Genomic DNA, 18,238 nt, shown 5'->3' with positions numbered 1-18,238 from the left:
GGATCACTCAAATGAACGACGCTCCTCTTCTCGTCGAACACGACGGCCACGTCGTCTGGCTGACGCTCAACCGTCCCAAGCGCCTCAACGCCATGGACGACCTGCTGCTCGAGATGCTCGAATCCACGTTGAAGGAACTCGCGCAGAGCGATGCCCGGGTAATCGTGCTTCGCGGCGCCGGACGCGCCTTCTGCTCGGGCTACGACATCGCGCCCGATTCCTCCGAGGTCGGCTACGCCGCCGAGCGCACCGCCATCCAGGACCGCGACCGTCTCCTGTCGAACGTCGAACGATTCACCCAGATCTGGCGCCAGCCCCAGCCCGTCATCGCGGCCGTCCACGGCGTCTGCGCGGCGGGGGGAACCCAGCTTGCGTCCCTCTGCGACATCACGATCGTCGCCGATGACACGAAGATCATGGCGTCGCCCGCCCTGCCGCTCGGCGGCGGCTACATCTCGCCGCTGTGGGAGCATCTGGTCGGACCCAAGCGCGCCAAGCTGATGAGCTTCGACGCCGGCCACATCATCAGCGGCAAGACAGCCGCCGAGTGGGGATGGGCCGCGGAGTCCGTTCCGGCCGAGGATTTCGACGAGCACGTGCGTCGCACAGCGCATTCCATTGCACGCACGCCGCTCGAACTCCTCAAGCTCAAGAAGGAAGCGGTGAACCGTGCCGCCGAGACGTCCGGTCTGCTCAGTTACATGCGGATGGGAGCCGAGACCGACGCCCTGCTTCACATGACTCCCGAAGTGCACGAGTTCCAGTCCTGGATCAAGGAAGACGGCCTGAAGGGTGCGATCAAGCGATTCAACGCCGACTTCGATACGACGGAAATGGTGAAGAAGTAGTGCCCGAGGCAGTCATCGTCGCCATCGCCCGCTCGCCGATCGGACGTGCCGGAAAGGGGTCACTCGTCGGCATCCGCGGCGACGACCTCGCCGCTCAAATGGTGGGCGCGGCGTTGGCGCAGATCCCCGAACTCGACCCCCGTGACGTCGACGACCTCGTGCTGGGGTGCGGACTGCCCGGCGGTGAGCAGGGCTTCAACATTGCTCGCAGCGTTGCCGTCCAGTTGGGATACGACAGCATCCCCGGAACGACGGTCAACCGCTACTGCGCCTCGTCGGTACAGTCCACCCGCATGGCCCTGCACGCGATCAAAGCGGGCGAGGGCGACGTATTCATTTCTGCCGGAGTCGAACAGGTTACCCGCACAGCGCAGGGGAGCCCGGATACGTTCCCGGACACGCACAACCCCTTCTTTGCAGATGCCGAACGCCGCACCACCGAACTCGCAGCAGGTGGACGAACGTGGAGTGATCCGCGAGCCCAAGGCCTGCAGCCCGACGTCTACATGTCGATGGGGCAGACTGCGGAGAACGTCGCCCAGCTCGCGGGAATCTCGCGCGAGGAACAGGACCGCTGGGCGGTCCGGAGCCAGAACCTCGCCGAGCAGCACATCGCCACAGGTCATTTCGCGCGCGAGATCACCCCGGTGACGTTGCCTGACGGGACGACCGTCGACGCCGACGACAGCCCTCGGCCCGGGACGACCTACGACAAGATCAGCGGGCTGAAGCCGGTCTTCCGGCCCGATGGAACCGTCACCGCCGGCAACGCGTGCCCACTGAACGACGGTGCCGCCGCGGCCGTCATCATGTCCGACACGAAAGCCAAGCAACTCGGACTGACACCGTTGGCCCGGATCGTCTCCACCGGAGTGTCCGGCCTGTCCCCGGAGATCATGGGCCTCGGACCGGTCGAAGCCTCACGGCGCGCCCTGGCAACAGCCGGCCTGACCATCGACGACATCGACCTCGTCGAGATCAACGAGGCATTCGCCGTCCAGATGATCGCATCGGCACGCGACCTGAAGATCGACGAGGACAGGCTCAACGTCGCGGGCGGTGCCATCGCACTGGGTCATCCGTTCGGAATGACCGGCGTGCGGATCACTGCGACACTGCTGAACAACCTGACCGCCCGCGACAAGACTTTCGGCCTCGAGACCATGTGCGTCGGGGGAGGGCAAGGAATGGCGATGGTGGTGGAACGACTCTCCTGAGCACCGATCACGGCGGTGCTGCGAACAAGTACATAACCCCGAGACGAGGCAACATGGTCACGTTATTCCTGCACGCCGTCACCGCGTGCACCCAGCTTCTGCTGCAGTCCTTCCACTTGCCAGACGGTCAGGTGCAGGCCGGCTTGACCAGAGCCGCGCAAATTCATGCGCATACCCGGGAAATCGCGTTCCACGCACACATGATGGAGATCGTCGACCAGTAGCGGCGCAACGACAGTCGTCACGAGACCTCTTCTGAAAGTTGGTGGGCGCAGAGTCTGAGTGCGCTGAAGAAGTGGGCTTCGGGTGCTCCATGGTCTTGCTCCGGGGTGCGCCGAACTCGTGAGAGCGGGGCCGAGACCGAGAGTGCGCACATTATGTGCTTTTCGGCATCTCGCACCGCCACGGCAATCGTGTAGATTCCCGTTTCGGTCTCGGAGACGTTGGTCGCGTTACTTCGTGGAGCGGCGCAGGGATGTTCAGGGGCGAGCGGTACCCGCCGCGCCGTCTCCACGAGGTACGGATTTTCCATGGTCAGTGCACGTGCGGCGGCTAGCATCTGTGCCCGGTGCGATTTCGTACCTCCTAGGGCTGGGAGGGGGCGATGCCCAGCAACATCTGTGCGACTGCTCGATATCCGGAGTCGCGCAGAGCGGGGTTGCGGTGTCCAGCGGCCTGAGACAGATCCCGAAAAACTCGTTCGAAGCGTTCACCGTTCGCGGCGGCGCTCGAGCCGACAGTTCTGAACAGGTCAGTCTCGACGGTCTCCCAGGCCTGAAGAATGGCTTCACGCGCTACACCGGTTACACAAAAGTCGTCGGCGAACGTGTACGGGCGAACGCCGGTGTGATTAGCCTCGCTGTAATCCATATGCATCTTCGCGGCCTGCAGGAGCGCGGCCTCGGCGGTGAGGATCTTCGTAGCCGCGGCACCGTACCACCGCTGGTAGTCCGCATCTTCGATGCGGGGGACCATAGGGGGAAGCGCAGTCTTGCGAATTCGCATTTGATGCTCGTACTCGTCGAGAGCGTTGTACGCGCCACCAACCACTGATGCCGCGAGCGACATGGTAAAGACACCGAGTCCACGACCGGAGTACATGCCGTTCTGATGCAGTGCGCCGCCTACTGTGCCGCCCTCGACTGGCATATTGGTCATGTCGCTATTCTCCTGGAGATAGTCCAGGGGAATTACGGCGTCGGTGAACCGGATGCTGTGCGATCCGGTGCCCTTGAGGCCGAGGGTACGACCCCAATCGTTCAAGATCTCGAAGGCGCTGCGGGGGGCAATGAACATAGCCATCTGAGGAGCACCGTCGGATCCATGGACCATGGCCTGGCCGAGAAAGTAGGTGGAGTAGGGAATGCCCGAGCAATACCCCACAGTTCCGTTGAGACGCCACCCGTCGCTCACGCGTTCGGCCGTGACAGTGGGAGCCGCAACCGACGCGCATCTGAACTCGCCGCTGCCAAAGACTTCATCCTGCACTGACTTTGGGAACCATGAGGCGACCTGCAAGGCGTGGTTCGCCGAGAGCGCAAAGCACCAGGATGTACTGATGCAGCCGCGAGCCAACTCGATCACGACCTTGGTGAACGTCGGTACATCGACCTCGAGTCCACCATACTGCCGTGGCACGTACATATCGTATAACCGTGCCTGGCGGAACTCTTCGTGCATCTCCTCGTCGAAGTAGGTTCGCTCCTCGACCTCCGCTTGCCGATCGACAAGTCGTGGACGCAAAGCGACTGCAGCGGCGATCAAGTCGTTGGCGTTGGGGTCGCCTGCAGCAAGTGAGCGATCAGCCATCGCGGTCGTAGTGGTAGTCATCGTCATCTTCCTAGTTGGGCGTCGATCGGAGTTGATGCCAGGGTCGATTGCCGAACGGTTCTGACCCGCTGAGGAATTGTCAACACTGATGCGAGTCGAAATCGGGTGCTCGGTTCCTCGGTTCGGGATCCGTGTCCAGGTATCGACGGACACATCCTCATGGGGTCGGAGTGTGTCCGTCGAAACCTGATCCTGCAGAGCTGCTACGCGGGTCGGTCCGGGCCTCAACGTCTGGCCCGCATGGAATTCGCTTATCCGCGAGGCTAGTCCTCGAGGGGTTCGAGGTTGCTGAAGATTTCGTCGCGGCGGTCTTCGAATTGGTTGGGTAGTTGGAAGTGGGTGCCGAGTTCCTGGGGGTTTTCGTCGCAGTCCCAGCCGCCGTCGTCGTGGGTGACGGCGAGTTCGAACAGTGCGCCGGCGGGGGTGCGGACGTAGACCGATTTGAAGTATTTGCGGTCTTTGAGTTCGGAGATGTCGGTGTATCCGGCGCCTTCGATTTCGAATTTGATTTCGTCTTGGTTTTTGAGGGTGTCGAGGTTCCAGGCGAAGTGGTGGTAGGTGCCGGCGCCGTAGTTCCAGGTGCCATGGTCGTCGGTGCGGTTGCCGATCAGTTCGATGTGGTTGCCGATTTTTTGGTTGCCGACCTGGAAGGTGGCGCGGTCTCCGTCTTCGACGATGGTGTTCTGGGCGTAGAAGGTGTCGGTGGCGAAGTCGATCATGCGTTCGGGGGTGGTGGCGTGGATGCCGACGCCGTGGATGCCGTGGATGGCGTGTTCTGGGGGGACTCCGTTGCCGGGGTGTCCTTCGCGGTCGTCGTTGTCGTTGCCGACGAAGACGTATTCGAGTCCGGAGGGGTGGTGGAAGGCGAGGCGGCGTTGGTCGAAGGCGTGGGTGTTTTCGACGTCGATGTTGTGTTCGGTGAGTCGTTTGTGCCAGTAGTCGAGTGAGGTGGAGGGGACGGAGAGCAGTACTTCGCGGGCTTGGTTGGTGCCGGGCTTGCCGGTGCGGCCCTGCTTTGCCCAGGGGAAGGTGGTCACGACGCTGGAGGGGCCGCCGTTGGCGTTGGAGTAGTAGAGGTGGTAGACGGGTAGTGATCCGTCGAACAGGACGGTTCGTTTGATGAACCGCATGCCGAGTGTCTTGATGTGGAAGTCGACGTCTTCTTGCGCCGATCCGACGGAGAGGGTGACGTGGTGGGAACCTTCGACGTAGGCCATGGCGTTCTCCTCGGGGTGGGGTACCCGGATGTGGGCTGGTTTCGATCAGGGGGCAGTTGTCCCGGGCTGGTGTATCGCGTTGATTGGCGGGGAGCAGCCGAACGCGAATACCGGGCGTTTGGCGTCACTGACGACACTATTCAGTGCGTCAGGTCACTGTCATCGACTGAGCGTGAAGTCGAATAGCACAAATGCGAAGTTGATGAGCGGTCTCCTGGCGCTCGATGGCTGATAGCACCGCGTCGCGGTGATAGGGGCACCCTTCGAGTACTCGGGTTTCGCATGTTCCACATGCCTTCGAGGCAAGATGTCGCAGTCGCAACGCCGGCTTCGTCGAGTGCTTCCACGATTGTTTGGTTGGCGGCCATCGCCTCGAGGTGATCGAGCATCGAGGCTGGACCGCATGCGTACACGTCCGCGGTGTGCCAATGTTGCGGGATTCTCAATCCGACCGGAAGTGACTTCCTGAGTTATATACCTCGATGTGAGCGGACTTCGTTGGCAACCTCGATCACGAGGCGTTCGAAGGCAGTTACGAGTGGGTTGTGCCTGTCCCGGCGCGATACGAGCCCGATGTACCCCGGAGGAAGTCCGGTGGCAGGGACGTATACGACGCCGGTCCGTGGATACAGGGCCGGAACTGACTCTCCGGTGATGAGGAATCCCTCGCCCATTTCGACATGATCGAGTGCCTCTTCGAGGCTTTGCGCGTAGGGCCCTGCGGGTGGCATGTAGCCGTCGGGCTGTTCGCCTCCCAACCACATTGGACGTGGTCCTGCGAGCGGACCGATGTCTGGGCGGATGATGCGTTCGCCGCGGACTTGCCGTAGATCGACCTGCGAGAGCTCGGCGAGCGGGTGGCCGGTCGGCACGGCAACCACCCAATCCTCCTCGAAGACGGGGGTCACCGACAATCCGGGAAAATCGCGGGGGCCACGGAATATCGCGATATCAACTGTCCCGTCCTGGATTACCCGATGCAGATCGGGCCAATGCACCTGGCGGGTTGTCAATTTGACCTCCGGTAGGTCCGAGCGAGCGCGGGTGAGGATGGCGCTCATGAGTGCCCCGGCCCCGTTGACGGTGAAGCCGAATTGCAGGGTGAATCGCTCGTGATGGACCCGAGTGCGCCGCCACCTTTCCAGGTTGAGGACCGCCTCCACCACTTGGCTGGCGTAGGGGATCAAGCCTTCCCCAGCCTCGGTCAGGGTCACTGAACGCGTAGTGCGGGTGAAGAGCGGAAATCCCAACTCCGTCTCGAGCCTGCGAATCATCTGGCTGAGCGCTGGGCTGGTCACGTGAAGTTGCTCTGCTGCCCGGCCGAAATGCTTCTGTTCGGCGAGCGTCAAGAACGCTCGCAGAGCTGCCGTCGATACATCCATAACCGATCCTTCGCGCGCGCGTTTTGTTAACCCCACATTATCAATCGCCCACGGAATCGTTTCTTAATTTTCGCCTCCAATGGCTCTATGTTTGGTTCAGCGCTCGAATCCACAACACCCGGCGCCAGCCGGCTGGTGATGAGGTCCCCAAACCTCGACTGACGCCCAGAAGCAGCAAGGGGCGCTGACACGTGCACGCGTGCGGCCAACTCGCGAGCGGGTGCCTTCGCAATTACAAGACCTGTCCTAGGAGAACCAGTTTCATGCGTATCGCCAATATCGACCACCGTGCCGCCCTCGTCCTCGGAGAGAAGGGTGCCGAGCGGGCCGTCGACATCGCCCACGCCTCCCGCGGCCGGTTCGGCCCGAGCCTGGCGGCCCTCTACGAAGCCTGGGACGACGTCACCGCCTGGGCCGCAGACCAGGACCTCTCGGATCTGGCCGACGACAGCTTCCCGGTCGACCGGTCCCTCCTGCACGCACCCTCACCGGCTCCCCGGCAGGTGTTCGCCGTCGGCCTGAACTACCACGCCCACGCCGCCGAATCCGGCTTCGAATCCCCCACCCACCTGCCGCCGGTCTTCACCAAATACGCCTCCAGCTTCACCGGCCCCGACACAGACGTGATCATCCCCACCGGCGGCAATGTCGACTGGGAGGTCGAACTCGTCGCCGTCATCGGCCGCGAAACCGCCAAGATCGACGCCGCCGACGCCTGGTCCCACGTCGCCGGGCTCACCGCCGGACAGGACATCTCCGAACGAATCACCCAGACACGCGGTCCTGCACCGCAATTCGGTCTCGGAAAATCCTTCGCCGGGTTCTCCCCGCAAGGACCGTGGCTGGTCACCCCCGACGAGTTCGCCGACCCCGACGACCTCGAACTCGGCTGCACCATCGACGGCGAACAAATGCAGAAGGGCCGCACCCGCGACCTGATCTTCCCCGTCTCGAAGCTCGTCGCCACCCTCTCGCGCACCGTCACCCTCTACCCCGGGGATGTGATCTTCACCGGCACCCCCGCCGGCGTCGGTGTCGGCCGCGAACCGCAACGGTTCCTGCAGGCCGGCGAGACACTCGACAGCTGGATCGACGGCATCGGCGAGCTGCACCAGAAGTTCGTCGCCGACCCCGACGCGCGGTAAGGACACCACGCCATGGCACTACACGGACTCGGCAAGGTCACCATCGGCGTCCCCAACGTCGACGACACCATCGCCTACTACGCCGACTTCGGCCTCGAACACCGTGGGGGCGGGGTGTTCGCCACCCGTAACGGCGGCGAACAACTCGAGATCGTGCACACCCCCACCCGGCGGCTGGTCGAGCTGACCGTCGCCGCCGACGACCCCGACGACATCACCGCCATCACCGCGCGGCTGACCAGGCTCGGTCTGGCGACCCGCCACGACGGCACCTCCGTCAGCGCCGTCGAACCAGTCACCGGCACCCGGGTGCGGGTGGCGGTGCGGCCCCGGATCGTGATCGAGCCCGCGGTGTCGCCGACCCCGTACAACGGTCCGGGCCGGATCGACCGGTGGGGGCGGGCCCCGTTCCTCACCCGCACCGACCCGGTACGCCCCCGCAAACTCGGCCACGCGGTGATCGGGTCCACCGACCTCGAGACCACCATGACGTTCTTCACCGACGGACTCGGATTCAAGGTCAGCGACTACATGGGGGACAAGGCCGCGTTCCTGCGCTGCTCCGTCGAACACCACAACGTCCTCGTCATGGCCGCACCGGTGAACTTCATGCACCACACCAGCTGGCAGGTCGACGACATCGACGACGTCGGCCGCGGCGCCCACACCATGCTCGAAAACAACCCCGAACGCCACATCTGGGGACTCGGCCGTCACTATGCGGGTGCGAACTTCTTCTGGTACCTCAAGGACCCGGCCGGGAACTTCTCCGAGTACTACTCCGACATGGACACTGTCCCCGAGGACGAACTCTGGTCCCCGGAGGTGCTCCACGGACTGCAGGGCCTCTACGCCTGGGGACCGCCGCCGCCCCCGTCGTTCCTCGAACCCGACGACCTCGCCGCCCTCATGACCGGAGCTCACTCGTCCACGCGCTGACGAACCGAGTGGGACGAACTACGTTTCGCCTTCCCATCCGCGAAGTCAGCGGATGGTGCATATCCCTCGCACCCCTTCCTTATTGGAGAACCAGATGTCCAACGACATGTATGACGTCGTACAGATCGGGTACGGCCCGGTCGGTCAGACCATGGCAGCACTGCTCGGAAAGGCCGGTCACCGCGTCGCTGTCTTCGAACGGTGGCCCGAGTTGTTCGGCAAGGCACGAGCAGGACACGTCGACCACGAGATCATGCGGATCTTCCAGTCTGTCGGCGCAGCAGATGCCGTCGAAGAGGATGCGGCCCGCGCGACGAAGTACGAATTCCGCAACGCCGCGGGCGAGTTGTTGCTGTCCTTCGACTGGGACTTCGACGGAATCTCGGGGTGGCCCTCGGACTACATCGTCTATCAACCGACCATCGAAACCGCACTTCACGACGCTGTCTCCCAGCTGCCGACGGTGGAGATCCACCAAGGCTGGGAGGCTGTGGCCATCGAGCCGCAGAACGATCATGTCGACATCACCCTTCGCCGGGTCGGCAGGAGCGCAGTAGGCAAGAAGGTCGTGACCGACGAAGAACGGACCGTGTCCGCCCGGTACGTCATCGGCGCGGACGGCGCCAACAGTTTCGTCAGGGACATCATCGGCACCGACCAGCACGATTTCGGGTTCCAAGAAACGTGGCTCGTCCTGGATCTGAGGCCGACGATGCCACTGCACTTCGACTTCGACAACGGTCAGATCTGCGATCCCACCCGCCCGCACTGCCTCTTTCAGCTCGGCAAGAGGCATCGGAGGTTCGAATTCTGCCTCCTGCCAGGCGAGACACCGGAGCAGATGAGCGACCCCGCCACCGCCTGGGCATTGGTCAAGCAGTACGGCGTCACACCCGACAACGCCGAACTCGTCCGTCACGCCGTCTACACCTTCAAGTCCAAACTCGCCGATACCTGGATGGATTCCCGCCTGCTACTGATCGGCGACGCAGCCCACGTCATGCCCCCGTTCATGGGACAGGGAATGTGCTCCGGAGTGCGGGACGCCAACAACCTGGCATGGAAGCTCGACACCGTGTTGCGCGGACTTTCCGATCCGGCGATCCTGGAAAGCTACCGGGACGAACGGGCACCACACGTGTCATCGATCATCAATATGTCCATCGAAGCCGGCAAGATCTCGTGCACCACCGACCCGAGTGTCGCTGCAGCCCGCGACGAAGCCTTCCGCACCGGACAGGTCCCCCCGCCGCCGCCCTTCCCCCACCTCGAATCCGGCATCCTCGCGACAACCGACGTAAACACTCGTCTGCGTGGGCAACTTGCCCCCCAGGGGCGCATCGCACTCGACGGCCGGGAGGGGCGCTTCGACGACCTGCTCGGTACCGGTTGGACGCTACTGATCTCCGGGCACATCGTTCCCGAATTCAGCGGAGAGCAGCAGGCGACCCTCGACAGGCTCAACGTGCGTGTCGTCGCCGTTGCCGACAGCGCAATCAACTCCGCGGCCACCGACATCGACGGCTACTACACAAAGTACTTCGCAGCCAACGCCGTGACCGCAGTGCTCTACCGGCCGGACTTCTACATCTTCGGCGCCGCCGACGATCTCGCTGCCGTCGGTACCCTCATCGACGAGCTCGGCTCGCTCGTCCCGCCCCGCGTTCAGGCAGCGCTGGCATGACCTCCACCCGCGCCGACGATACTGCGGACGAGGTGAAGCCATGGATGGCCGAAGCCCGCGCCCACCAACGGGCGATGCCACTGCCACGACTGCTCGGCAACGGCATGGACTATCCCGATGCCGTCGAGCTGCATTCACTTGCCGAACAGGGCGTTCCGTGGGCCGATGCCGCCGAGCAGCTCGGTGACCGCAACCGCGACCGCGCGAAGCGGGCACTGACCGACGGGCATACCCACACCGCGCATCAGTGGTACCTGTTTGCATCGGCGTGTTATCGAGCCGGGCAGGTCCCGCTCGCCGACACGGACACGCAGAAGCGGCGAATGTATCGGAAACTGATCGACACCTTCGGCGCCGCGGGCCGCCTCGCAACTCCGAGGTGGGAGCACGTCCAGATCCCCTTCGAAGGTTCCGCGCTGGCCGGCTGGTTACTCGTGCCGCCCAACGTCATCGAACCTCCGCCGGTGGTCATCGTGACCGGTGGCTTCGACGGCTGGCGTGAGGAATATGCCAAAGGCGCCGAACAACTGCTCGTCCGTGGACTTGCCTGCCTGCTCGTCGACGGTCCCGGACAGGGCGAAACCCGGATTTTCGGAAAACTGCACATGGGCGTGAATCCGGCCGCGGCGTTCTCGTTTGTCGTGGACTATCTGCTGGCTGATCCTCGCGTGTCCGATCAAATCGGGATGTGGGGCAACAGCATGGGTGGCTATCTTGCTGCGGCCACCGCTGCGGCGGATCCGCGAATCGGGGCGTGCTGCGTCAACGGCGGCACCGTCAGGCCGGTGGAGCTTCCCGAGCGGTACCCACGCTTCGTAACCAAACTTCAAGCCCTCTATGGGATCGATGATCCGGATGAGGCGATGCGAGCCATGGACGATGCGACGATCGGCCCCACCGAACTCGAGCGGCTTCGTTGTCCGCTGCTCGTACTCCACGGAACACCCGATCAGGTCTTCTTGGTCGAGAACGCTCGAGCCCTGTACGACGCTGCGGCCAGCGTGGACAAGACCTGGCGCGAATGGCCTGACGGGGACCACTGCATCTACAACCACACCGCCGAAAAGCACGCAATTATCGGCGACTGGTTCACCGTCAAACTGAGGCAACACACGCCGACGCACCGTTGAGATCGCAGGGGCGTGGCTCTGGACGGATGGCCATGGAGTCGTGGATGGGTCGGGTGTGTTCACCTATTGCCCGGTCACAGCACGGCGGCCGTTCGCGAAGTGTGCTGAACTCGGTGCGGCCTCTTACACAGACGCCCATCGTTGATGGCGGCTGACACGACAGGGTGCCTGATGCACGTGTGCTCGACCCGGCGTTTCGGTCCTCGGGACTGACCGCCCCTGGACTAGGACCTACGCCGGATGCCGGGCGCCCTCGTGGGCGGTGAGCAGCAGGTGATCGAACTAGGTGCGCAGACTCGCGCCGGTGTCGCACTGGCCGAATCCGGCGACGAGCAGTTCCGCGAGGATGCGGAGCCGGGTGTTGGTCTCTTGGGAGCGCCCGATGAGGATGTCGAATGCCCGGTCGGCGGGATGCCGTAGATCAGCATCAGCGCACCCTTGGCCTGCTCGATGATCGCCCGGGACTGCTCGAGTTCGGCGACCGCCTCGTCGACGGACTCCTTCACCTCGTCGCAGTTGGAGTCGGTGAGGTCGATGTAGAACCCGGTCGTCCCGATCACGGCCCCGGTGTCGTCGCACAGTCGGTCACCCACGACGACGACCTGGTGGACCTGGCCGGCGGTGTCGACGATGCGGTGTTTGCTGCTGAACGGCTCGGCCGCGTTGATCATCCGGTCCAGAACCCGCGCGACGTGCGGGTGGTCCTCGGGATGCTTGTGGGAGAGCAGCAAAGCGGTGGTGGGGACGATTTCGCCGGGTTGGTAGCCGTGCATCCGGGCGACGGCATCGGACCATTCCCACCGCTGCCCGTCGAGGAGGAACCGGAAGCTGCCCACCCGCTGCGGTTCCCCACCGAACACCTGATCAGTAGTCACGCCCTATTTACTAGCGCATCGCGATAACCGACAAGTTGCCATGGTTGTGCGGCCGTGCCGCCCGCGACCACGCCGCGGCCCGGAGTCGCGGAGAGCGTCAACCGTGCTGCGGCAGGGAAGAGTTGGCGTCAACGCTGTGAGTGATGTACAACATTGGAGGCAGAAAATGTGAAGCGGATCACATCACTGTGACGGTGGTGCACACCAACCTGGTGTGCCGGGTCCGCGGACACGATGAAAGGTAGGGCGCGCATGAGCACAGCCTCGATGATTCCGGCGTCTTCGATCACCTCGCGGCCGCCGGTGCGGCGCAGCGGCGCGATGAGCACCGCGGAGATCAAAGCGAGGATCGAGGCCATGTTCGCCGACGACCGACGACCAGTCAGCCGGACGGGTGCACGCTGACGTCACGAGAGGGAACACGATGAATGTGCTGCTCCTGCTGGGTTTGCTGATCACCGCGTTCGCTGCCGTCCTGGCGATGCACACCGACGAACAGTCCCGCTCTCGCCACTGACACCGGCGCGGCACCGGTGATGTCGGTGACCGACCGCCGGCGTACCGGCAGGAGTGAGTCCCGACCGTGGGTGGGGCGCGGCCCCGAGTTGTCGGAACAGACGGTGGCCCACCTCGCCGGGGCGCTCGAGGCGTCACACTCGGCGGGCACCCGCCGCGCCTTCGCCTCCGATTGGGCGCCGCTTCCGCGCATGGTGCGCCAGGAGCCTGTACCCGACGGACGTTCAGCCGGCGATCGTGTGCGACAACTACTCGCCGCACCTGACCGCGCGTAAGTTTGTCGAGTCGCCGACTGGGCGGAGGCGAACAACGTCGAGATCGCTTACGACGGCACCGACCACGCCTCTCACCACGAACAGTCCCGGCTCTAAAAGGCTGCTCCCGCACGCTCTTCCTCGTCACTTCGGTCAGGCACCGTTGGCGGATGCGACGAGGGCACAGTGTGGCCCGGTTGCGCCGACTCGAAGGTGCACATCTGGAGCCAACGCATCTGGGCCCGGACGTACGCGATCTCCTGGACCATCTCGCGGAAGCTGATCGTCAACCTGCCTCCGTGAAGGAGGCGGAGCAATGCGATGACGGCGTGGAGCATGAGCGTGGGCATAGTTGCCTCCTACGGGCAGTCGGCGCAGCACTCGGGCGCGTACCGAACGCGAGCACATCGGGGCACGCCGTGATATCGAATTGTTTTGGTAGAGGTTTGTTCCGCGGCGATCGGAGGGTCAGAATTCGACCCTCAGTGTCGGGCTGGTCGGCTTCGCCTGGCAGCCGAGGATGTAGCCGTCGGCGACGTCGTCGGGATCGAGGGCGTCGATGACCCCGGGATCGACCGTCCCCTCCAGGAGGGTGCAGGCGCAGGATCCGCATTCGCCTTCGCGGCAGGAGTGGGGGCGTCGATCCCAGCGTCGACCATGACGTCGATCAGGGTCGCATCCGCCGGCCATGCGCCGTCTTGGCACGGTGGGTGATGCCCGATGACCGCTACGGCGAAGAGCTCTGTGCGTGGATCCGGATGAAACCCGGGCGCACCCCGCTCGACGCCGACACCGTCCGCGGGTTCGCGACCGGCAAGCTCGCACTACAAGATTCCCCGTTACGTCCACATCACGGCGAGTTCCCGATGACCGTCACCGGCAAGATCCGCAAGGTCGACATGCGCGAGGAGAGCATCACACTCCTCGGTCTGTGACCGTGGTGGTCGACGTCCAGTGCGCCGGCTCAACCCACAGAGCGGTGACGGTCGAGGGTGGTGTGGCTAGTGCACCGCACGCGCACGCGCGTGCGACTTGCGCCTGCCGGGGCGTGCGGGCGTGAGTTTCGTCGTGCACAGTTCGTCGAGCCGTAGCCGGACGCTGTCGTTGACGGTGGGGTGGTGGCGGAGGAGACGTTGCAGGCGGCGGTAGAACACGTTCGGAAACACGCCGAATTCGGGCAGGATGTGTTCGTCGCCGCCGCCGAAGGGTGCCCATTTGACCGCGAATTCGAGCATGGCGAGTTCTTCGTTGGTCACCGGCGTCTTCCGTTCTTTCGTTTGGGTGTGGGTGCGGCCGTGCGTGGTGTTGCACGGCCGCACCCAGGGGGTCATCGAACGTCGAGGTAGATGCTCTTGAGCTGCTGGTAGCTCGCGAGGCCCTCGGGTCCGAGTTCGCGGCCGAGGCCGCTGTTCTTGATGCCGCCGAAGGGGGCGGTGGGGTCGTTCGAGTAGCCGTTGATCCCGACCGTTCCGCTGGCGACGTTGCGGGCGAATTGTGCGCCGCGTTCGGGGTCCGCGGTCCAGACGGAGCCGCCGAGTCCGTAGTCGGAGTGGTTGGCGATCGTGATGGCTTCGGCCTCGTCGGTGTAGGGGATGACCGACAGGACGGGTCCGAAGATTTCTTCCTGGGCGATCGTGTGGCCGGTCTCGACGTCGGCGAAGACGGTGGGCTCGACGAACCATCCGTGTTCGGCGTCGGCGGGCCTGCGACCACCCGTGGTGACGCGTCCGCCGTCCGAGCGGCCCTTCTCGATGTATCCCTCCACGCGGTCGCGCTGCCGGGACGACACGAGCGGTCCCATCTGGGTGGTGTCGGACAGCGGGTCACCGACCGACAGGCCCTTGGCGAGGTCGGTGATGGTGTCGACGATCTCGTCGTAGCGTGAGCGGGGCGCGAGGACGCGGGTGCCGAGCCAGCAGATCTGCCCGTTGTTGAGCAGGGTGGCGGCGTAGAACGACTCGATGTTCGCGACGAGGTCGGCGTCGTCGAGGACGACGGCGGCGGACTTGCCGCCGAGTTCGAGGGTGACGGGGCGCAGCAGTTCGCCGCAGGTGCGGCCGATGGCGCGTCCGGCACCGGTGGAGCCGGTGAAGGAGACCTTGTCGATCCCGGGGTGGGCCACGAGATACGCGCCGAGGTCGCGTCCACCGGGGACGATGTTGACCACGCCGGCGGGGAGTCCGGCGGCGATGGCGGCTTCGGCCATCAGGAACGCGTCGAGAACGGTTTCGGGGGACGGTTTGAGGACGACGGTGCAACCGGCGGCGAGGGCGGGGGCGAGTTTGAGGAATGTGATGGCCTGCGGCACATTCCACGGGACGATGGCGCCGACGACGCCGATCGGGGAGCGGGTGACGAGTGTGGATCCGCCGAGCATGCCGGGCCGGATCTCGTCTTCCTGGTTCGCCGCCATGTCGGCGTAGTAGCGCAGCAGGACCGGTGGGAACCCGCCCTCGAACTGCCGGGCGAGGGTGATGGGCATGCCGTTCTGGCTGCTGACCCGGGTGGAGGTGTCCTCGGCGCGGGACTCGAGTTCGTCGGCGAACCGGTTCAGGACCTCGGCGCGCTGGGCCGCAGTCCACGACCCCCACTGGGTGAGTGCGGCGCGGGCGGCGTCGACGGCGTCGTCGATGTCGGTTTCGGTGCCCTCCGGCACGGAGCCGATGCGCTGCTCGGTGGTGGGGGAGATGACCGGGATCGTCGCGGTGCCGGCGGGCCGGGTCCATCCGCCGCGGATGTAGAGATCGGGGTAGTCGATCGTCATCGGGGTGTCCTTCTCGGAAAGGTTCGGAAAGTGGGGGTGGTCAGTCCTGCAGGAGCACGGGTTTGAGGACTTCGCCGCGGTGCTGGGCGTCGATCGCGTCGTTGATCTTCGCGAAGGGGAAGGTGGTGACGAGCTTGTCGAGCGGGAACTTCCCGGCCTTGTACAGCTCGACGAGTTCGGGGATGAACTCGTCGGGGACGCTGTCGCCCTCGATGATTCCGGTGATCGTCAGCCCCATGGCGAGGGAGTTGATGATGTTGAGCGGCACCGAGGCTGCGGGGTCGGCGGGCACGCCGATGAGGCCGATCTTGCCGTGGAAGGTCATGGAGCCGACGAGCGATTCGATGACGGCCGGGATGCCGGAGGTGTCGATCGCGTAGTCGACGCCGGCGGGGATGATCGCGCGGACCTGCTCGGCGAGCGGCCCGGCCCCGGGGTCGATGACATGGGTGGCGCCGAGTTCGAGGGCGAGGTCGCGCCGCGACTGGTGCGGTTCGACGGCGATGATCGTGGTGCAGCCCTGGACGACGGCGCCCATGACGGCGGCCAGCCCGACGGATCCGGCACCGGCGACGAGGATCGCGGATCCGGGTCGGCAGTCGAGGGAGCGCATGACGGCGCCTGCGCCGGTCTGGATGCCGCAGCCGAGCGGTGCGAGGAGTTCTGCGGGAACGTCGGCGGGAACCTTCACGACGTTGCGTTCGAACGCGAGGCTGTAGGTGGCGAACGAGGACTGTCCGAAGAACAGGCCGGTCAGGGATTCGCCGTCCGTGGTCGACAGCGGACCGGTGCCGTCTTCGCGGACTCCGTCGTAGGCGAGGTGCATGAACTGGTGACAGTAGGACGGTGCCCCGGTGGTGCAGGAGGGGCAGGTTCCGCAACTGTTGAACGTGATGGCGACGCGGTCGCCGGCGGCGACCTTCGTGACGCCGTCGCCGACTGCGCGGACGAAGCCGCAGCCTTCGTGGCCGAGGACGGCGGGCAGCGCGGTCGGGAGGGCGCCGTCGCGTGCGGCGAGGTCGGTGTGGCAGATGCCGACCGCTTCGATTTCGACGAGTACCTCGCCGGCCTTCGGTCCGTCGATGGTGATCGTTTCGAGCGAGAACTCGGTGTGGGGTTCTCTCGCGACTGCTGCGAGTGCTTCCATCGTCAATGACTCCATGTCTGTGGGGGCCGGTCCGGGAAGGACCGGCGTGGATCGAATGCTCAGAGAGCGGCTTCCCGCAACGGCGTCGCGGGATCGGCGAGGGCAGTGCGGTCGACTTTGGTGCGATTCCCGATGAACTTCTTGCCGGCCATGAATTCGCCTGCGGCATTCACGGTCTCGACGGCCACCGGTATCCCGTCGCTGTCGAGGTGGAACAGTGCGAACGAGGTGTCGGAGGCGTCGCCGCGCAGGATCGCCTGCGTGTCCGGCCCGATCATCCCCGCCATCTTCATCTTCAGGTCGAACTGATCCGACCAGAACCACGGCACCTCGTGCGGTGGGAGGGGGGCTCCCATGATGACTGCCGCCGCCTGCTTCGCCTGCTCGACCGCACTCGGAATGCTTTCCAGCCGCACCATCTTCCCGAGCGTGTCGTGCAGTCGATAGGTCACGTCCCCGATCGCGAGAACATGCGGATCGCTCGTGTGGGCAGACCCGTCGACCACGATTCCGGCGAGGCACTCGAGGCCGGACTCGCGCGCCAGCGCGTCGTTGGGGATGGCACCGACCCCGACCAGGACGAGGTCGCAGGCGATCTCGGTTCCGTCACCGAGTTCTACCCCGGCCACGCGGCCGTCGGCGCCGGTGATTCCGCGGACCTCGGCCCCGGTGAGGATGCGAGTTCCGCGGTTCCGGTGGAATTCGGTGAGCGCCGCCGAGAGTTCCCGGCTCGCCACCCGGGCCAGCACCCGGTCCTCCCGTTCGATCACCGTGACGTCGCATCCGCGGGCGCGGGCCGAGGCCGCGACCTCGAGTCCCACGTACCCACCGCCGATGATCGCCAGCGCCGATCCTGTGTGCACGGCCTCACGGAGCGTCGTGGCGTCGGCGAGGGTGCGCAGGCTGAGCACACCCTCGAGCTCGCTTCCCGGGAGGGAGAGCGTCCGTGGAGCGGCACCCGTCGCGAGCACGAGTGTCGTGTACTCCAGCACCGTTCCGGACGCCGTCGTCGCGGTACGCGCGTCCCGGTCGATGCGGGTGACCGGATCACCGAGCAGCGTGTCGATCTGGTTGTCGGCGTAGAACGATTCCGGCTTGAGCCACTGTACGAACTCGTCGTCGGCGTACTTCTTCGACAACGGCGGGCGGTGATAGGGCGGATGGGTTTCGTCCCCGCACAGGACGATGCGACCGTCGAACTTCTGCTGCCGCAGCATGCCGGCGAGAGTGCCGCCGGCATGCCCGGCCCCGACGATCACCACGGTGGGTGACGCATGTGACGTGACCATG

At 65.0% G+C, this 18,238-nt stretch carries 16 protein-coding genes and 3 pseudogenes; 7 read left to right on the top strand and 12 right to left on the bottom strand.

The window, feature by feature from the left end; genetic code table 11:
• The first annotated feature begins 11 nt into the window (after positions 1–11).
• Both MLGJGCBP_RS32730 and MLGJGCBP_RS32725 read left to right on the top strand, forming a co-directional pair.
• A complete protein-coding gene (locus MLGJGCBP_RS32730) occupies positions 12–848 on the top strand; it encodes an enoyl-CoA hydratase-related protein (RefSeq protein ID WP_160100869.1) in 837 nt (278 codons plus the stop codon).
• Entirely contained in the window at positions 848–2,065 is a 1,218-nt protein-coding gene (locus MLGJGCBP_RS32725) for an acetyl-CoA C-acetyltransferase (protein WP_160100867.1), read from the top strand. Before MLGJGCBP_RS32730 ends, MLGJGCBP_RS32725 begins: the two co-directional genes overlap by 1 nt.
• A 62-nt stretch (positions 2,066–2,127) precedes the next feature.
• On the opposite strand, the gene MLGJGCBP_RS32720 is transcribed toward MLGJGCBP_RS32725, so the two are convergent.
• From MLGJGCBP_RS32720 to MLGJGCBP_RS32700, 5 genes are all read right to left on the bottom strand, one after another.
• Entirely contained in the window at positions 2,128–2,310 is a 183-nt protein-coding gene (locus MLGJGCBP_RS32720; RefSeq protein WP_160100865.1) for a hypothetical protein, read from the bottom strand.
• Complete coding sequence (locus MLGJGCBP_RS54400) at positions 2,307–2,597, bottom strand: IclR family transcriptional regulator domain-containing protein (RefSeq protein WP_160100863.1); 291 nt, start codon at positions 2,595–2,597, stop codon at positions 2,307–2,309. Before MLGJGCBP_RS54400 ends, MLGJGCBP_RS32720 begins: the two co-directional genes overlap by 4 nt.
• Positions 2,598–2,650: 53 nt before the next feature.
• A complete protein-coding gene (locus MLGJGCBP_RS32710) occupies positions 2,651–3,895 on the bottom strand; it encodes an acyl-CoA dehydrogenase family protein (RefSeq protein ID WP_160100861.1) in 1,245 nt (414 codons plus the stop codon).
• Positions 3,896–4,158: 263 nt separating this feature from the next.
• Positions 4,159–5,112 (bottom strand): VOC family protein, encoded by a 954-nt coding sequence (locus tag MLGJGCBP_RS32705; protein ID WP_160100859.1) that lies wholly within the window; start codon positions 5,110–5,112, stop codon positions 4,159–4,161.
• 470 nt (positions 5,113–5,582) lie between these two features.
• A complete protein-coding gene (locus MLGJGCBP_RS32700) occupies positions 5,583–6,494 on the bottom strand; it encodes a LysR family transcriptional regulator (RefSeq protein WP_160100857.1) in 912 nt (303 codons plus the stop codon).
• A gap of 263 nt (positions 6,495–6,757) precedes the next feature.
• Between MLGJGCBP_RS32700 and MLGJGCBP_RS32695 the strand changes: the two genes are divergently transcribed.
• The 4 genes from MLGJGCBP_RS32695 (at position 6,758) to MLGJGCBP_RS32680 (ending at position 11,392) form a co-directional block, all read left to right on the top strand.
• A complete protein-coding gene (locus MLGJGCBP_RS32695) occupies positions 6,758–7,639 on the top strand; it encodes a fumarylacetoacetate hydrolase family protein (protein ID WP_160100855.1) in 882 nt (293 codons plus the stop codon).
• Between the two features lie 12 nt (positions 7,640–7,651).
• The gene (locus MLGJGCBP_RS32690) at positions 7,652–8,578 is read left to right on the top strand and encodes a VOC family protein (protein ID WP_160100853.1); all 927 of its coding nucleotides are present in this window, start codon (positions 7,652–7,654) and stop codon (positions 8,576–8,578) included.
• A gap of 94 nt (positions 8,579–8,672) precedes the next feature.
• Positions 8,673–10,262, top strand: coding sequence for a bifunctional 3-(3-hydroxy-phenyl)propionate/3-hydroxycinnamic acid hydroxylase MhpA (gene mhpA / locus MLGJGCBP_RS32685; protein ID WP_160100851.1), 1,590 nt, complete (start codon positions 8,673–8,675; stop codon positions 10,260–10,262).
• On the top strand, positions 10,259–11,392 hold the full coding sequence (locus tag MLGJGCBP_RS32680; protein ID WP_160100849.1) for an alpha/beta hydrolase family protein: 1,134 nt from the start codon (positions 10,259–10,261) through the stop codon (positions 11,390–11,392). The genes mhpA and MLGJGCBP_RS32680 overlap by 4 nt, the downstream gene beginning before the upstream one ends.
• A gap of 282 nt (positions 11,393–11,674) precedes the next feature.
• Here the strand turns inward: MLGJGCBP_RS32680 and MLGJGCBP_RS32675 are convergent.
• From MLGJGCBP_RS32675 to MLGJGCBP_RS32665, 3 genes and pseudogenes are all read right to left on the bottom strand, one after another.
• Positions 11,675–12,267, bottom strand: a pseudogene (locus MLGJGCBP_RS32675) (PAS and ANTAR domain-containing protein).
• Between the two features lie 128 nt (positions 12,268–12,395).
• Positions 12,396–12,626, bottom strand: a complete 231-nt coding sequence (locus tag MLGJGCBP_RS32670) for a hypothetical protein (RefSeq protein WP_160100847.1) — start codon at positions 12,624–12,626, stop codon at positions 12,396–12,398.
• Between the two features lie 879 nt (positions 12,627–13,505).
• Positions 13,506–13,729: pseudogene (locus tag MLGJGCBP_RS32665) on the bottom strand (2Fe-2S iron-sulfur cluster-binding protein); the annotation flags it as partial.
• A gap of 21 nt (positions 13,730–13,750) precedes the next feature.
• Between MLGJGCBP_RS32665 and MLGJGCBP_RS32660 the strand changes: the two are divergent.
• Positions 13,751–13,972, top strand: a pseudogene (locus MLGJGCBP_RS32660) (AMP-binding enzyme); the annotation flags it as partial.
• Positions 13,973–14,038: 66 nt separating this feature from the next.
• Here the strand turns inward: MLGJGCBP_RS32660 and MLGJGCBP_RS32655 are convergent.
• From MLGJGCBP_RS32655 to MLGJGCBP_RS32640, 4 genes are all read right to left on the bottom strand, one after another.
• Positions 14,039–14,293 (bottom strand): hypothetical protein, encoded by a 255-nt coding sequence (locus tag MLGJGCBP_RS32655; protein WP_087560820.1) that lies wholly within the window; start codon positions 14,291–14,293, stop codon positions 14,039–14,041.
• 71 nt (positions 14,294–14,364) lie between these two features.
• Positions 14,365–15,801: an aldehyde dehydrogenase gene (locus MLGJGCBP_RS32650; protein WP_160100845.1), complete on the bottom strand. Its 1,437-nt coding sequence runs from the start codon at positions 15,799–15,801 to the stop codon at positions 14,365–14,367.
• Positions 15,802–15,841: 40 nt separating this feature from the next.
• Complete coding sequence (locus tag MLGJGCBP_RS32645) at positions 15,842–16,948, bottom strand: NAD(P)-dependent alcohol dehydrogenase (RefSeq protein WP_160100843.1); 1,107 nt, start codon at positions 16,946–16,948, stop codon at positions 15,842–15,844.
• A gap of 59 nt (positions 16,949–17,007) precedes the next feature.
• Complete coding sequence (locus MLGJGCBP_RS32640) at positions 17,008–18,237, bottom strand: NAD(P)/FAD-dependent oxidoreductase (protein ID WP_160100841.1); 1,230 nt, start codon at positions 18,235–18,237, stop codon at positions 17,008–17,010.
• Position 18,238 lies beyond the last annotated feature (1 nt).

The sequence above is a fragment of the Rhodococcus sp. T7 genome, from assembly GCF_009872365.1.
In the GTDB taxonomy this organism is placed as follows: domain Bacteria; phylum Actinomycetota; class Actinomycetes; order Mycobacteriales; family Mycobacteriaceae; genus Rhodococcus_F.
This window is presented reverse-complemented; position numbering and strand designations above follow the sequence as displayed.

Excerpts from the sequence above, each read along its gene's own strand:
- MLGJGCBP_RS32705 (WP_160100859.1), bottom strand. The coding sequence starts at position 5,112 with ATGGCCTACGTCGAAGGTTCCCACCACGTCACCCTCTCCGTCGGATCG.
- MLGJGCBP_RS54400 (WP_160100863.1), bottom strand. The coding sequence starts at position 2,597 with ATGGAAAATCCGTACCTCGTGGAGACGGCGCGGCGGGTACCGCTCGCC.
- MLGJGCBP_RS32680 (WP_160100849.1), top strand. The coding sequence starts at position 10,259 with ATGACCTCCACCCGCGCCGACGATACTGCGGACGAGGTGAAGCCATGG.
- MLGJGCBP_RS32670 (WP_160100847.1), bottom strand. The coding sequence starts at position 12,626 with ATGGCCTCGATCCTCGCTTTGATCTCCGCGGTGCTCATCGCGCCGCTG.
- MLGJGCBP_RS32695 (WP_160100855.1), top strand. The coding sequence starts at position 6,758 with ATGCGTATCGCCAATATCGACCACCGTGCCGCCCTCGTCCTCGGAGAG.
- MLGJGCBP_RS32710 (WP_160100861.1), bottom strand. The coding sequence starts at position 3,895 with ATGACTACCACTACGACCGCGATGGCTGATCGCTCACTTGCTGCAGGC.
- MLGJGCBP_RS32730 (WP_160100869.1), top strand. The coding sequence starts at position 12 with ATGAACGACGCTCCTCTTCTCGTCGAACACGACGGCCACGTCGTCTGG.
- MLGJGCBP_RS32640 (WP_160100841.1), bottom strand. The coding sequence starts at position 18,237 with ATGGTCACGTCACATGCGTCACCCACCGTGGTGATCGTCGGGGCCGGG.
- MLGJGCBP_RS32645 (WP_160100843.1), bottom strand. The coding sequence starts at position 16,948 with ATGGAAGCACTCGCAGCAGTCGCGAGAGAACCCCACACCGAGTTCTCG.
- MLGJGCBP_RS32700 (WP_160100857.1), bottom strand. The coding sequence starts at position 6,494 with ATGGATGTATCGACGGCAGCTCTGCGAGCGTTCTTGACGCTCGCCGAA.
- MLGJGCBP_RS32650 (WP_160100845.1), bottom strand. The coding sequence starts at position 15,801 with ATGACGATCGACTACCCCGATCTCTACATCCGCGGCGGATGGACCCGG.
- MLGJGCBP_RS32690 (WP_160100853.1), top strand. The coding sequence starts at position 7,652 with ATGGCACTACACGGACTCGGCAAGGTCACCATCGGCGTCCCCAACGTC.
- mhpA (WP_160100851.1), top strand. The coding sequence starts at position 8,673 with ATGTCCAACGACATGTATGACGTCGTACAGATCGGGTACGGCCCGGTC.